The 13,213-nt window shown below is 39.9% G+C and carries 11 protein-coding genes and 1 pseudogene; 5 read left to right on the plus strand and 7 right to left on the minus strand.

The annotated features are described in order from the left end of the window. Nucleotides 1-54: 54 nt before the first annotated feature. From FD716_RS00335 to FD716_RS00345, 3 genes are all read left to right on the plus strand, one after another. Complete coding sequence (locus FD716_RS00335) at nt 55-690, plus strand: FMN-binding negative transcriptional regulator (protein ID WP_139850441.1); 636 nt, start codon at nt 55-57, stop codon at nt 688-690. 43 nt (nt 691-733) lie between these two features. Beyond that, nucleotides 734-1,330 carry a GNAT family N-acetyltransferase gene (locus tag FD716_RS00340; protein ID WP_139850442.1) on the plus strand — a complete coding sequence of 199 codons (597 nt, stop codon included), beginning with the start codon at nt 734-736 and terminating at the stop codon, nt 1,328-1,330. A 297-nt stretch (nt 1,331-1,627) separates the two neighbouring features. After that, nucleotides 1,628-2,095 carry an SMI1/KNR4 family protein gene (locus FD716_RS00345; RefSeq protein ID WP_139850443.1) on the plus strand — a complete coding sequence of 156 codons (468 nt, stop codon included), beginning with the start codon at nt 1,628-1,630 and terminating at the stop codon, nt 2,093-2,095. Nucleotides 2,096-2,150: 55 nt separating this feature from the next. On the opposite strand, the gene FD716_RS00355 is transcribed toward FD716_RS00345, so the two are convergent. Further along, nucleotides 2,151-3,476, minus strand: a complete 1,326-nt coding sequence (locus FD716_RS00355) for an ISNCY family transposase (RefSeq protein ID WP_139850444.1) — start codon at nt 3,474-3,476, stop codon at nt 2,151-2,153. A gap of 266 nt (nt 3,477-3,742) precedes the next feature. After that, nucleotides 3,743-4,833, minus strand: a protein-coding gene (locus tag FD716_RS00365; RefSeq protein WP_088631513.1) for an IS4-like element ISAba1 family transposase whose coding sequence is annotated in 2 segments (ribosomal slippage) — nt 3,743-4,293 and nt 4,293-4,833 — 1,092 coding nt in all. Because the reading frame shifts where the segments join, the coding sequence is not laid out codon by codon here. A gap of 134 nt (nt 4,834-4,967) precedes the next feature. Here FD716_RS00365 and FD716_RS00370 point away from each other — a divergent pair. Both FD716_RS00370 and FD716_RS00375 read left to right on the plus strand, forming a co-directional pair. Then, nucleotides 4,968-6,209, plus strand: a complete 1,242-nt coding sequence (locus tag FD716_RS00370; RefSeq protein WP_228714891.1) for an AAA family ATPase — start codon at nt 4,968-4,970, stop codon at nt 6,207-6,209. Between the two features lies 1 nt (nt 6,210). Next, nucleotides 6,211-6,894, plus strand: a complete 684-nt coding sequence (locus FD716_RS00375) for an HNH endonuclease (protein WP_139850447.1) — start codon at nt 6,211-6,213, stop codon at nt 6,892-6,894. Between the two features lie 227 nt (nt 6,895-7,121). On the opposite strand, the pseudogene FD716_RS19015 reads toward FD716_RS00375, so the two are convergent. The 5 genes and pseudogenes from FD716_RS19015 to FD716_RS00400 all read right to left on the minus strand — a co-directional run. Continuing rightward, a pseudogene (locus tag FD716_RS19015) lies at nt 7,122-7,214 on the minus strand (plasmid replication DNA-binding protein); the annotation flags it as partial. Nucleotides 7,215-7,286: 72 nt separating this feature from the next. Next, entirely contained in the window at nt 7,287-8,591 is a 1,305-nt protein-coding gene (locus FD716_RS00385) for a solute carrier family 23 protein (RefSeq protein ID WP_139850448.1), read from the minus strand. A 260-nt stretch (nt 8,592-8,851) separates the two neighbouring features. Next, nucleotides 8,852-9,172 (minus strand): DOPA 4,5-dioxygenase family protein, encoded by a 321-nt coding sequence (locus FD716_RS00390; RefSeq protein ID WP_171476967.1) that lies wholly within the window; start codon nt 9,170-9,172, stop codon nt 8,852-8,854. Nucleotides 9,173-9,541: 369 nt separating this feature from the next. After that, the gene (ppc, locus tag FD716_RS00395) at nt 9,542-12,232 is read right to left on the minus strand and encodes a phosphoenolpyruvate carboxylase (RefSeq protein ID WP_139850450.1); all 2,691 of its coding nucleotides are present in this window, start codon (nt 12,230-12,232) and stop codon (nt 9,542-9,544) included. Nucleotides 12,233-12,470: 238 nt separating this feature from the next. Continuing rightward, the gene (locus tag FD716_RS00400; protein WP_139850451.1) at nt 12,471-13,097 is read right to left on the minus strand and encodes a TetR/AcrR family transcriptional regulator; all 627 of its coding nucleotides are present in this window, start codon (nt 13,095-13,097) and stop codon (nt 12,471-12,473) included. Between the last annotated feature and the right edge of the window lie 116 nt (nt 13,098-13,213).

Raw genomic sequence — 13,213 nt, forward strand, 5'->3', positions numbered from 1 at the left:
ATTTACAACAGAAAAGATTGGTGATTCGCATTATTAAGATAAGGAATGTTTGAGATGTATATACCTGCACAGTTTAGAGAGTCAAATCTTGAGGTACTGCATGCGCAAATCATGCAGCATCCGTTTGGGATTTTGCTGACAGGTGGTCAGCAGGGTTTAGACGCCAACCATCTACCGTTTGAATTACACGTGAATGAAGGCCAGTTCGGAACATTGCATGCGCATGTCGCCCGAAATAATCCAGTTTGGCAAAACATCGCCAATGGGGATGAAGTGCTGGTGGTGTTTCAGGTCGGTGATGCTTATATTTCTCCGCAATGGTACCCAAGTAAACACGAGTTTCATAAGCAAGTGCCGACATGGAATTATGTGGTGGTACATGCTTATGGAAAAGTCACGATTCGTGATGATGAGCGCTATGTACGTGGTGTTGTGGCGCGTTTAACCCGAACCCATGAGGCATCACAACTTGAGCCATGGAAAATGTCCGACGCCCCTAAAGATTATCTTGATGCAATGTTACAGGCCATTGTTGGAATTGAAATCGAAATCACCAAAATCGAGGGTAAATCCAAGCTCAGTCAAAATAAAGAGCATCGGGACATTGTTGGTGCAACTGCTGGGGTTAAAGCAACGGGGAATACCCAGATGGCAGCAGCGATGCAACAGATTGCGGATCAACAGGCTTAATGGGCGTATTCACGCTGCGAGCGCGCGTGAGGGAGAGATGAAAATGCAGCACTGGATCAAACCAATTGAGTTAATAGGTGAGCATGTGGTGTTAAAACCACTGGCAGCAAGCCATTGTGAACCGCTGCAAGAAGCGGTTGTTGATGGCGAATTGTGGAATTTGTGGTACACCAAAATTCCAGCACCAGCGCAAATGGCGGCAGAGATTGAAAGACGGCTTGCACTGCAAGCGCGTGGCAGCATGTTGCCTTTTTATATTGAAGCACGTGCAACAGGGCAAGCATTGGGCATGACCACCTTAATGAATATCGAGTCCGCACATCGCAGAGTAGAAATTGGTTCGACCTGGTATCGACAGTCCGCACAGCGCAGTCATGTGAATACCGAATGCAAAAAACTATTGCTATCGCATGCCTTTGAGGACTTATCTTGTATTGCGGTTGAGTTTAGAACGTCTTCTTTTAATCTACGGAGTCGGGCTGCCATCGAGCGCTTGGGTGCAAAATTAGATGGGGTATTACGCAGCCATCAAATTGTTGCAGACGATATTCTTAGAGATACCTATGTGTATAGCATTTTAAAAAATGAGTGGCCTGCGGTGCAGCAGCATTTGCAGTGGTTACTCGAAAAACCACGTTAGATCCGGATGTGTTATCTATCCAAAAGCATTGCTAAACATGGCTTTAACGCTGGTCTTCACCCTCGCTTTAAATCTAGTAAAAAGCCGGAAATGAATGAATTGAGCCGGCTTTTTTAATCATCTGGTGATCAGCATCTATATTTCATATCCAGTCCATGATGGTAAAACCATCATAAACTAGATGTTTTTATTGGTGAGGATATAGACACTTTGATTGGGTTCTAACAGATGAGTTTCGCATAAGAGATTTTATGTTAAATATTCATTAAACTAGAAATATTGTGAAATGAGTAAACTATGAAAATATTTAGGGATAACGGTAACAATTCTTTAGAAGATGTACTCTCCGTTCAAAGCCATTTAAATGTTGATTTCCCACAAATGTATATTGATCTAGCAGTAAAACATGATGCTTTGTACTTAGAAGAAAATATATTCGATTTCATCAATATATATGGAAAATCTGATGAAAGAGATCTTAATTTTTTAAGTTTTAAATCTGATCATTTAGACGGTGACATCTTAAGTAATCAAGAAAATATTAATGACATTAATAACTATGGGATTGATGATCTCGTAATCTTCGGTATATGTGCTAATGGAGATTATATCTGTTTTGATTACAGAGATATGGAAGGCTCAAGACCTAAAATCGTCTTGGTCTATCACGATGACTTTGTAGATCATGAAGATGGCAGCAATTCTATGGTAGTCAACTATGTGGCTGAAAGTTTTGATAAATTTTTAAATATTTTACGCGCATAAATCTACTGTTATTCCCAAGTAGAAATGTCCTACCTAATAACCAAATAGAAATGTCCTATATGGACATTTCCAAGTCAAGCACAGGATTCAGATTTCGTTGTTGAATTGCTGTTTTCTGTGCACGTCTGCTTGGCATCTTTTGAGAACGATTGCGTTTGTTTTGTTGTTCCAGTTCTTCATGCTGTTGTTGGATATGATTCAGAACAGCACCCAACCGTTTATTCTCAACAATCTCTCGCTGGTTGAGCTGACTTAATTTATCGAAGATGCTGTAATTGATCTTCCGGCCTTCATGCATGATGGCTACAGTACCATCCGGGTATTCTAGAAACTCAAGATATTTACCAATCAGCCTCTGGTTTTCTTCTGTACTCTCCAGGAGATATACACATTTATCATAAGTAATGGTCAGGCTATTGGTGACTCTACGTGGCTCTCGCCAGGTAAAAATATCATCTAATTGCTCAGCTGTTTCGGTGGCAGAGCGGTGTAAGTTCTTAGGATTAAAGGCCATCTTTGCAAACTTGAGATTGAACTGCTCAATAAAGCAGGGTAACCACTTATTCGCATCTGCAATCGAACTGATACCTTCCAGGCGCATCTCCTTAATCAGACGGTCCTGAAGGGTTCTGTTGGCCCGTTCCACCCGTCCTTTGGCCTGAGGGGAGTTAGCGAAGATGATATCGATATTGAGGGTACTGAGTACGCGTCCAAACTGGGTAATCTTGCTGTCTTTCTTGCTGCTTTGATTCACCCTAAAGACTGAATGTTTGTCGCTGTAAAACGCTAAAGGCTTACCATGCTGTTCAACATACAAGCGTGTCGAAATCATATAGTCAAAGGCTGATTCTGATTCACAGAAGCGTAAATGCTGCAATTTGCCTGTGGCATCATCGATAAAGACTAGCAGACAGCATTTAGCGGCTCTTCCTTCAAACCAGTCATGGTGTGAGCCATCGATTTGTACCAGTTCACCATAACAATCTCGGTTATATCGAGGCTGATATGGGCGTTTCAGGCGCTTGGAGCGAGGAATCCATAAATCGGCTGCAATCATCCAGCAACGCAGGGTTTCCACTGAAAGATCGAATCCATGAACGGTAGTGAGCTTTTCATGCGCTAAAGTGGGTCCGAAACCATGGAGTTGATCCGAAACAATATTGAGGCACTTGAGTCTGAGTTCTTCAGGAAGTTTGCAGTTGCTGGTTTGGCCACGACCAGCATGGGCTAATGCAGCTGGGCCTTGAGCTTTGTATTTCTGCAGTAAGCGTCTGATCTGACGTTCTGAAATATGAAGTAGCTGAGCAGCCTGGGATTGAGTTATGCGTTGATCGCAGATTTCCTGCAAGACCGACAATCGTTTAAGTTCTTTATCCGACATAGACACCAACATATCAAACCGTCCGCTTCAATAATCGCAAAAGTGCATATTCTAAAAGCGGACATTTTTACTTTGGAGAAACCGGACATTTCTATTTTGGGCTTACATCTACATTTCGCATAATGCCCATTATGTTAAATAGACAATGATTTGGTGGAAAACCAAACTATTTTTCGATTAATCATAAGAGATTTTATGCTAAATGAAATTTATGTGGATTATATCCTTCTAAATTTATGGTTTAACTTCTCTGTACACGACAAATTTCACAGAACCCTTATCCTATCAGGGTTCTGCCTTCTTAAAATTGCCAAAATTTCCTTAAACTCTTCTTTTTTCCCAAAACCAATTAAACGCTGAATCGCCATTTGAACATAGTCTAAACCATAGCGAAATAAACTCATTGAGAGTCGTCCATGCTTCTTTATTTTTATCACTTTTTTTTGATCATGTTGCCATTCACCCGTTAAGTAACACCAACAGAAGCTTATAGCTAACACCGCAATCAATTTTTTCACTCGTCTAGGGTCTGTCAAGCGCGTATTTTCAAGATTAAACCCGCGTCCTTTGAGACAACTGAATAAGGTTTCAATTTCCCAGCGTAATGCATAATCCTGAATAGCATTGGCATTAAACTGAGGAGAAACGACGAGTAAAAGCTCTCCATTTTCTAACTGTAGTGCACTTATATATAGTTTCACCCGACCAACCAAAATCCGTCGTTTACGACATTCAATTTGACCAACTTTAAGATGGCGAAATAAATCACTAATTTTATGATTCTTTCCTAAATGATTGGTGACAATGAAGTTTTTTTAACACGAATGCAGAAGTTGATGTCTTGTTCAATTAACCATGTAAACCACTGCTCACCGATAAACTCTCTGTCTGCGAACACATTCACAATACGGTCTTTACCAAAAATGGCTATAAAGCGTTGAATCAAAGCAATACGCTCTTTCGTATCTGAATTTCCACGTTTATTAAGCAATGTCCAAAGGATAGGTATCGCTATTCCACGATAAACGATTGCGAGCATCAGGATATTAATATTTCGTTTTCCCCATTTCCAATTGGTTCTATCTAAAGTCAGTTGCACTTGGTCGAATGAAAACATATTGAAAATCAACTGAGAAATTTGACGATAATCAAAATACTGACCTGCAAAGAAGCGCTGCATACGTCGATAAAATGATTGTGGTAAGCACTTGATGGGCAAGGCTTTAGATGCAGAAGAAAGATTACATGTTTGCTTTAAAATAATCACAAGCATGATGAGCGCAAAGCACTTTAAATGTGACTTGTTCCATTTTAGATATTTGTTTAAGATAAGATATAACTCATTGAGATGTGTCATAGTATTCGTCGTTAGAAAACAATTATTATGACATTATTTCAATGAGTTATCTATTTTTGTCGTGTACAGAGGTTTAACTTATAACATTAGAAGCTAATTATTTAGTCATTTATACTATAAATATGAAATATTTAATGAGTATCTGTGGAGAAATTCCACATGCAGGAATTTCCACTATTAATATTCCATTAATTGCTAGAAACTTAATTATCACTGGCAAAAATGGAAGCGGTAAAACGAGTTTTTTAAATTTACTATCAGATAAAATAAAAATACATCTTAAAAAAGAAGCTCAAATAAGAGTTGAAGCAGAAAAGGAGTTAGAATTTTGGACAAATAAGCAAAAAAATGAGCCTATTGGAAGTCGTGAATTTGCTAACTTTCAAAACCAAATTAATTACCAGTCTGACAGACTTAAAAAAATTAATGAGGGATTACATTTAGAATTTGTAGAAGAATTTAAGCTTATAAATCATTACGATAATTTAGAAGCCATCTTTGTTTTCTTCAAAGCTATGCGTATTGCTTCGATTCAAGAGACAAAACAAACATCCTCCATTGAGGAGGAAAAAATTAAGGCTCTTCAGAGTTTGAAAAATAATCAAGATGTGAATTTTGGTAATAAGCTTGAACAACATTTAGTTAATATAAAAGTAAACCAGTCTCTAGCGATTACTGAAGATAACAATCAAGTACAAGCTGATAAATTTCAAGAGTGGTTCAATAGTTTTGATGATCATCTAAAGTTTTTATTTGAAGATGACAGCGCTCATCTAGTTTTTTATCGCCAAAATTACAAATTTAAAATATCTCTTAATAATCGTGAGTTTGATTTTCAAACACTTTCATCTGGTTATCTAGCTATTTTTGAAATTTTAGCAGACCTCCTTGTTCGTTCAGAATTTTTTGATATTACGCCTGATCAGTTACAAGGTATTGTAATAATTGATGAAATCGATGCCCACTTACATATTTCACTACAAAAAAAGATACTCCCATTTTTTATAAAACTATTCCCACATTTACAATTTATTGTAAGTACCCACTCGCCCTTTGTAATTACTTCAACAGGTGATGACACTGTTGTTTATGATATATCTAGTGGTGAGTTTTTTGAGGATAATTTAAGTCAATATTCATATGAATCTGTCGTTAAAGGTTTATTTCATGTGAATCCTGTAAGCTCTGAAATTAGAAACTCTACTGAATATTTGAAAAATTTATTAAATGCAAATCAAATAGACTTTGAAGAAATTAGAGCTATCATAAAAGAATTAAAGCCTTTAGAAATTAGCGGTGTTTTAGATAAAAAAATCCAAAACCTCTATCTACAAGCTGAAAATCTACTTTTAGATAACAATGAGTTAGGTGGTTGAGATGTTTAAGGTATCTAAATCTGATAGACCTGCTAATTGGACAACTAAAGAGTACAGAGATCCAGTTGTTGTAGAGCAACTACGTAATGACTTTCATGGGAAATGCTACATTTGTGAGCAGAAACATTTCCCTAATTTAAATGTAGAACATTTTATTCCTCACGAAGGAGATGAAGCTTTAAAGCTCGATTGGAATAATCTTTATTATGCATGTTCTCGTTGTAATTCGATAAAGAATAAATACTTTGATGATATGCTCGACTGTTGTAATGCCGATCATTTAGTAGAAGAATGGATTAAAATTTATTATCGAATGCCAGATGATGATATAGAAGTCATTAATTCTTGTCCTCGTGATCACATTTTTTTTACAAAAGCTGATACATCTAAAGAGCTAATTTCAAGATGCTTTAATAGTGCAAATAGTGGCATACAAGAAGTAAGTAAAGAAGATCTACGAGAGAAAATTATTGATATACACAGTGTGTTTTTAGATTTAAGGCGAAATTTTTTTAAAAATTTAGATGACTGGCTTGATGAAGAAAAAATTCTGGAAGCAAAAAAAATTAGACATCGTTTAAAATCACATTATCAATTTTCTGCAATTTTGCGAGGGTATATGGAAAGAGATTCTCGATGGCGAAAAGCATTAGAAGAAATTGAAAAATTGGAATTAACTGTGTAATTTTCATGTGTTAGAGGTTTACCGATAAATAGTTAAGATTCTCTAAAATTAACATAATACACTTTATACGAAATGCTTTTGTTATTCCGTTTTAAATCAATTGCTTAGGTCGTTATAAAAAGCCCTAGTCCAACGACTAGGGCTTTTTGCGTGATTTAGACCGTTCCACGTACACTATCTGAGCAAAGTTCCACGCTATTCATTAGACAAAACGAATAAAGCCCTGAGCCATTCGGCAAGAAAAACCGGCTGAGAAAACCGCTTTTTAGTGGCTTTGCTTCGATCTGTTCGGGGACTGGAATGCACTTATTTTTTAGTTCAGTCGTTCTAGCTTTTTCTCAGCAAAAAAAATGGGAGCCAAGCTCCCATTAATTCATCATTGATTGATCGGTTTAAGGTTCAGGGTCTTTTAAACTAAAAATGAAGTTTAAAAACAGTGCTGCAAAGGTCGCTGTACCAATACCGCCCAAATTGAATTGACCAAACTGTAATGCAAAATCACCTGTTCCTAAAATAATCGTGACTGCAGCCACCATTAAGTTTTTGTTTTTAGAAAAGTTAACTTTGTTTTCAATCCAAATTTTCGCGCCGGCAATGGTAATTAAACCAAACACTACAATTGATGCACCCGTTAAGATGGCCGATGGAATGGTGTGAATCACTGCACCAAATTTTGGTGAAAAACCGAGGAAAATCGCGAATACACCCGCGATCACAAAGACAATGGTGGAATAGACCCGAGTAACGGCCATTACGCCAATATTTTCACCGTAGGTGGTCATGCCCGGTGCGCCAACAGCGCCAGAAAGTGTGGTTGCAACACCATCGGCCACAAAGGCTTTACCAATATGCGGATCAAGGTTTTCACCAGTCATCGCACTGACCGCTTTAATATGTCCCAAATTTTCTGCGACTAGAATCAGTGCAATCGGGGCAATGATCAGCATGGCATTGGCATTAAATACAGGGGAATGAAAGGTTGGAATCCCGAACCATGCCGCTTGTTGAATCGCTGCAAAGTTAATCGGAGTCCCATAACCCATCAGATTAGATACGATAAAATAAATCAGATAAGCCAACAGTAAACCAATCAACAGCAATAAACGCTGCATCAAACCTTTGGTGAATACCGCAATACTTCCCATACACATGACGGTCACTAAGGACATCCACATATTAAAGTTATTGCCCATCACGCCTTTAACCGTTACAGGTGCGAGGTTTAAACCAATGATCATCACCACGGCACCAGTGACCACAGGTGGCATTAGTTTTTCGATCCATTTGGTGCCCGTAGCCATCACTATAAAACCAAATAAAGCGTATAACACACCGCAAGCCATGATGCCGCCCGCAGCGACCCCAAGGTTGAGGTTTGGTGCACCTGTGCCTGATGCGCTATAACCTGTTGCGGCAATCACCACGCCAATAAAGGCGAAGCTTGACCCCAAATAACTCGGCACACGGCCCGCAGTCATAATAAAAAATAGAATGGTACAAATACCGGACATCAAAATCGCGAGATTTGGATCAAAACCCATTAAAAATGGCGCAAGAACTGTGGCACCGAACATGGCAAATGCATGTTGTATACCCAATACCGCACTTTGTGCTGGCGGCAAATACTCATTGGTACCGACCGGTTGATGATTGATATCACCTTGATACGGACGCCATTTTGGAAACCAACTGCTCATATTTTGGGCGCTCTAAAACTAAACTGCACACATCATACGCTTGTTTAAAAAAAAATTAAGCGCAGTTTGCATGCGATGATTAAAATTATTTTGATGACTTTATTGTTGTTTTTACCATTAGGTAAATATTACTGCGAATAGATTGTATTTTATTGCTTATTTAAAAAACATTATTTGGTGGATTCAAGCCTTAAGCGCAGCCTGCCAATTTCTTTGCAGCAGTTTGCGCATGTATTGAGGTAAACCGAGAACGCTCCTGATTATTTTAACGCATCGATATTTAACGGTAGAGCAGGGCCAATCCAGTGGGCTTCTGCGGTATGTGCCAAAACCTGATCTTCAATATCGGGATGGATCAAAATAGATTGCCCTAAAGTATGCGGGCGGATTAGAACCAGTAAATTGGCAAATTCGAGTTGATCAAATTTAACTTGAAACATGGCTTTAGTATGTGGCCCAACGGGTTGCTGATGAAAGCGGCCAACCACACCTTGCGGAAAGTTTTCTGTCAGAAAAGTACGGAGTAGATCTGCTTGATCAAATTGATCGTGTTCATAATAGATATGTGCATGTAATTGCATCGGAAGACGTCCAAGAAAATGATTTAAAAAAGGTGTAGCTCCCCCCTTGCGCCATATATGGCTCATCTTTGAAAAAGAGGGCAACTTCCATTAAATATCATACTGAATTTGATATACAACGCTCCTCCCTTTTTCAAAGGGAGGTTGGGAGGGATTTCTTTGGATCGCAGCATATCAAAAAATGATGTAGCTCCCTCTCCCTATGGGGAGAGGGTAAAGAAAAAGCAACCTCTCCCTGGCCCTCTCCTTGAAAAGGAGAGGGAAATGCCCTACTCCCACCTTGTTTCTTAGAAAAGGAGAGGGGGAACGCCTTGCTCCCACCTTGTATCTTAGAAAAAGATATAAAGTGGGGGAGTAAACTGCAAAGACTTAACCTGTATTGCGTAGTCCTGCTGCGATTCCTGCAATACTCACCATCAAGGCATGATCGACTGGAGTATGTTCAGCCTGACGTTCAGCCAAGTAACCACGACGGCGTTTCATCAATTCTGCTTGCAGTAAATGTAACGGCAACAGATAAGGCTTGCGCACTTTCATGGCTTGATCGAGCACATCATTGGAGCTGAGCAGTTTTGATTCGCCTTTAATGGCCAATAAGGTCTGTACCGCGTCTTGTAAGCGTTGACGTAGTTCTAAGCCGAGGGCTTTGAGGTCTTCGTCATCGGTTAAATGCGCTTCATAATATAAGGCAATATGACGATCTGACTTAGACAGCACCATTTCCAACATATCGATTAAGGTTTGGAAATAAGGCCATTCAACTAGCATTTCCGCCAAGGTGTTTTTACCATCAAGCGTAATCACTTGATTGATCGCAGCACCAGTACCGAGCCATGCAGGCAGCATTAAGCGGATTTGAGTCCATGCAAATACCCAAGGAATGGCACGTAATGACTCAATGCCACCACTGACTTTACGCTTGGCTGGACGCGAACCGAGTGGCAACATTTGCAATTCAAGCTCAGGGGTTACTGTGCGTAGGTATTTTACAAAGTGTGGATTGTCACGAACAGTTTGGCGATAGACCTGAACCGAATGTTCGGTCATTTTATCCATCAAGTCGCGCCATGCTTGTTTCGGTTCTGGCGGTGGTAATAGGGTGGCTTCAAGGGTTGCTGCACTATAAATTTCAAGGTTTTGCTGAGCAATTTCCTCTAAACCAAATTTAAAGCGGATCATCTCACCTTGTTCAGTGACACGAATCGCACCCGAAATTGAACCAGGAGGTTGAGAAAATAAAGCTTGTTGGGTCGGTGCACCACCACGACTAATCGAACCGCCACGGCCATGGAATAAAATCAATTGAATATCATGCTGTTTAGCAATACGGGTCAATTGTTCTTGTGCACGATATTGCGCCCAGTTGGCGGACATAAAGCCAGCGTCTTTGGCCGAATCGGAATAGCCAATCATGACCTCATGCTTGCCTTGAATATGCTGTTTATACCAATACATGCCCAAGAGGGTGTTCATGGTCGCAGCCGCGCCATCTAAGTCTTTGAGCGTTTCAAATAGTGGGACAACACGCAGTGGATGTTGAATGCCAGCTTCTTTTTGCAAGAGCAATACAGACAACACATCACTTGGGTATTCGGCCATGGAAATAATATAGGCACCCAACGCTGCTTGTGGCTGCTCTGCCAACATGTGCATGGTCGCAAAGACTTCTTGCACATCTGGATGTTCAATAAGGCTTTCTGGCGACTCAGTTAGATGTTTTGGCAACAACGGTCGTTTGCTTTGCAATTCTTGTAATAAGAAATTTTGCTTGGCTTGTTCTGTCCACGTTTCAAAATTACCCAAACCTAAATATTCGGTAATGGCGGAAATGGCTTGGCGATGACGCCCTGATTCTTGGCGAATATCTAATTTTAATAGCTCAATGCCAAAGCAATTGATGCGATAGATAAAGTCAAGCAAACGACCATTGGCAATTTCAGGCAAATGACAGTCGATTAAAGAACGATAGCAGAGCAACAGCGGTGCTAATAATTCATCTTTATGACGAATAATTTGGGTTGGATCAATATCCGAGATTTGACCTTGTAATTGATGCGTGAGCCAATCACGGGTCAGTTCGAGGCGTTGTCGGGTTGCACGTAAATATTCACGGTAGGGTTCAGCATGTTCTGCACCCAAGGCTTGCTTCAGTTCATCTGAACAGCTTTGCACCGACAGTTCCCAGCGCAGATCTTCAATGTCACGTAAATATAAATCGGTTGCTTTCCAACGCGATAACCACAGCACTTCTTGGGTCACGACATGGGTTACATTCGGGTTGCCATCACGGTCACCGCCCATCCAAGAGGCAAAACGGATCGGGGCGATATCCAGCGGTAAGCCTTGTTCGCAATGCTGTTGTACCAGCCCATCTAATTGGCGAATAAACTGTGGCACGGCATTCCAAAGACTTTGCTCAATGGTGGTGAACCCCCATTTGGCTTCATCGATTGGAGTTGGACGGTGCTGACGAATTTCATCGGTTTGCCAAGCTGAAATAATCAGCTGCTTCATTTCGTTGAGCACTTGCGCCCGTTGTCTTGGTGTCAACTTTTGTTGATCAAGTTTAGACAGACAATCATTAATGCCATCATATTTTTGAATCAGGGTACGACGACTGACTTCAGTTGGATGTGCCGTAAGCACCAATTCAATGTTCAGTTCGCAGACTTGTTGATAGAGCTGCGATGCTGAGATATTTTGGGTTTTAAATTTTTCGAACAAGGGTTCGAGTACATTCGGTGATGCTTGTTCAGGATCAGACTCTGCTTGGCGGCGGCTACGCACCACATGATATTGCTCTGCAATATTGGCAAAGTTGAGAAAGTGCGAAAAAGCACGGGTCAATGGGAGAATTTCATGGTCTTCTAGACTTAAAAATAGCTGTTCAAGCTGTTTCTCCGCTTCGATTTGGCCATCACGTGCGCCTTTGGACAAAGCACGAATTTGCTCAATCTGATTAAACAGATCTTGTCCGGCATGTTCTTTTAACGTTTCCCCTAAAAGATTACCCAATAAGCGTACATCTTCACGCAAGGGTGCATCAATTTGTTGAGCCATACTTCATCTCCTTTCTTATATTTCGACTATAACGCGAAATCATTACATTCCAAGTGGTGTAATACAAAAGTATGCTTTACATGGTTTTGCTATGCTTTTTTGCCTGCGTTACTTGGCCTATCGCCATTGTAACGTTGGTTTGCTGAGCATATGATCTTTCATATTTAAAATTAGCTGTCTATCCACACCTAGCAGTTTAAAAGCTGGGCACAGTGGGATCGCTTGGCTGGGCCCTACTTTAGCCTGAATTTAATTGATATTTCATTAAAAATAATTGAATACTGCTTAATATTATTTGATGTCTTTCTTGCGTCGTCGGTACTTCCCGCATTCCGAGTAGCACTTCGTAGTGTCGAATGCCCAAAAGTAAGCTTAAAATTAACACGGTTTGTTGTTCAATATCACCGCTTTCAATATGCTTTAATGCCAATGCCTCTTTAAAAAAATCTTCCCAAAGTAAGCGCATACGCGTATGTGACGCATTATAAAACTGTAATGCTAAGGGGTTTTTCTCGGCAGCCAATTCAAATAACAAATGTTCAAGTTTTAGTGCTTCGGGCAGATAAATAACTTTTAGTGACATCTCACATGCGTGAAAAAAAGCATGATTAAAGTCAGAACCTGCATGCAGTTTAAACGGCTGTGCTTGCAGAGATTCTTCACAGGTCTGTTCAATGGCACAGCTAAATAAATTTTCCTTGTCTTGAAAATGGTTGTAGACCGTCAATTTAGTAACACCGGCTTCTTTGGCAATCTGATTCATACTTGAGCCGTGGTAGCCAGATTTTAGAAAAACTGACTTAGCAGCGACTAAAATTTGTTTACGTTTTTCAAGGTCTTTGGGACGTCCAACGGTTATTTTCAAAGTATCTCCAAAAAAAATTAAGATGCGCTTGAAGCAAAAATATTAATTAATGTACTATGCGGTACACTAATTAATTTGCACTCTAAATTGATTAAATTAAGCCTATTGTGCCTGAA

Source organism: Acinetobacter pullicarnis, from assembly GCF_006352475.1.
Taxonomy (GTDB): domain Bacteria; phylum Pseudomonadota; class Gammaproteobacteria; order Pseudomonadales; family Moraxellaceae; genus Acinetobacter; species Acinetobacter pullicarnis.

Bases quoted from the DNA above. Each gene is read 5' to 3' on its own strand.
- FD716_RS00335 (WP_139850441.1), top strand. From the start codon at position 55: ATGTATATACCTGCACAGTTTAGAGAGTCAAATCTTGAGGTACTGCAT.
- FD716_RS00340 (WP_139850442.1), top strand. From the start codon at position 734: ATGCAGCACTGGATCAAACCAATTGAGTTAATAGGTGAGCATGTGGTG.
- FD716_RS00345 (WP_139850443.1), top strand. From the start codon at position 1,628: ATGAAAATATTTAGGGATAACGGTAACAATTCTTTAGAAGATGTACTC.
- FD716_RS00355 (WP_139850444.1), bottom strand. From the start codon at position 3,476: ATGTCGGATAAAGAACTTAAACGATTGTCGGTCTTGCAGGAAATCTGC.
- FD716_RS00370 (WP_228714891.1), top strand. From the start codon at position 4,968: ATGAGTATCTGTGGAGAAATTCCACATGCAGGAATTTCCACTATTAAT.
- FD716_RS00375 (WP_139850447.1), top strand. From the start codon at position 6,211: ATGTTTAAGGTATCTAAATCTGATAGACCTGCTAATTGGACAACTAAA.
- FD716_RS00385 (WP_139850448.1), bottom strand. From the start codon at position 8,591: ATGAGCAGTTGGTTTCCAAAATGGCGTCCGTATCAAGGTGATATCAAT.
- FD716_RS00390 (WP_171476967.1), bottom strand. From the start codon at position 9,172: ATGCAATTACATGCACATATCTATTATGAACACGATCAATTTGATCAA.
- ppc (WP_139850450.1), bottom strand. From the start codon at position 12,232: ATGGCTCAACAAATTGATGCACCCTTGCGTGAAGATGTACGCTTATTG.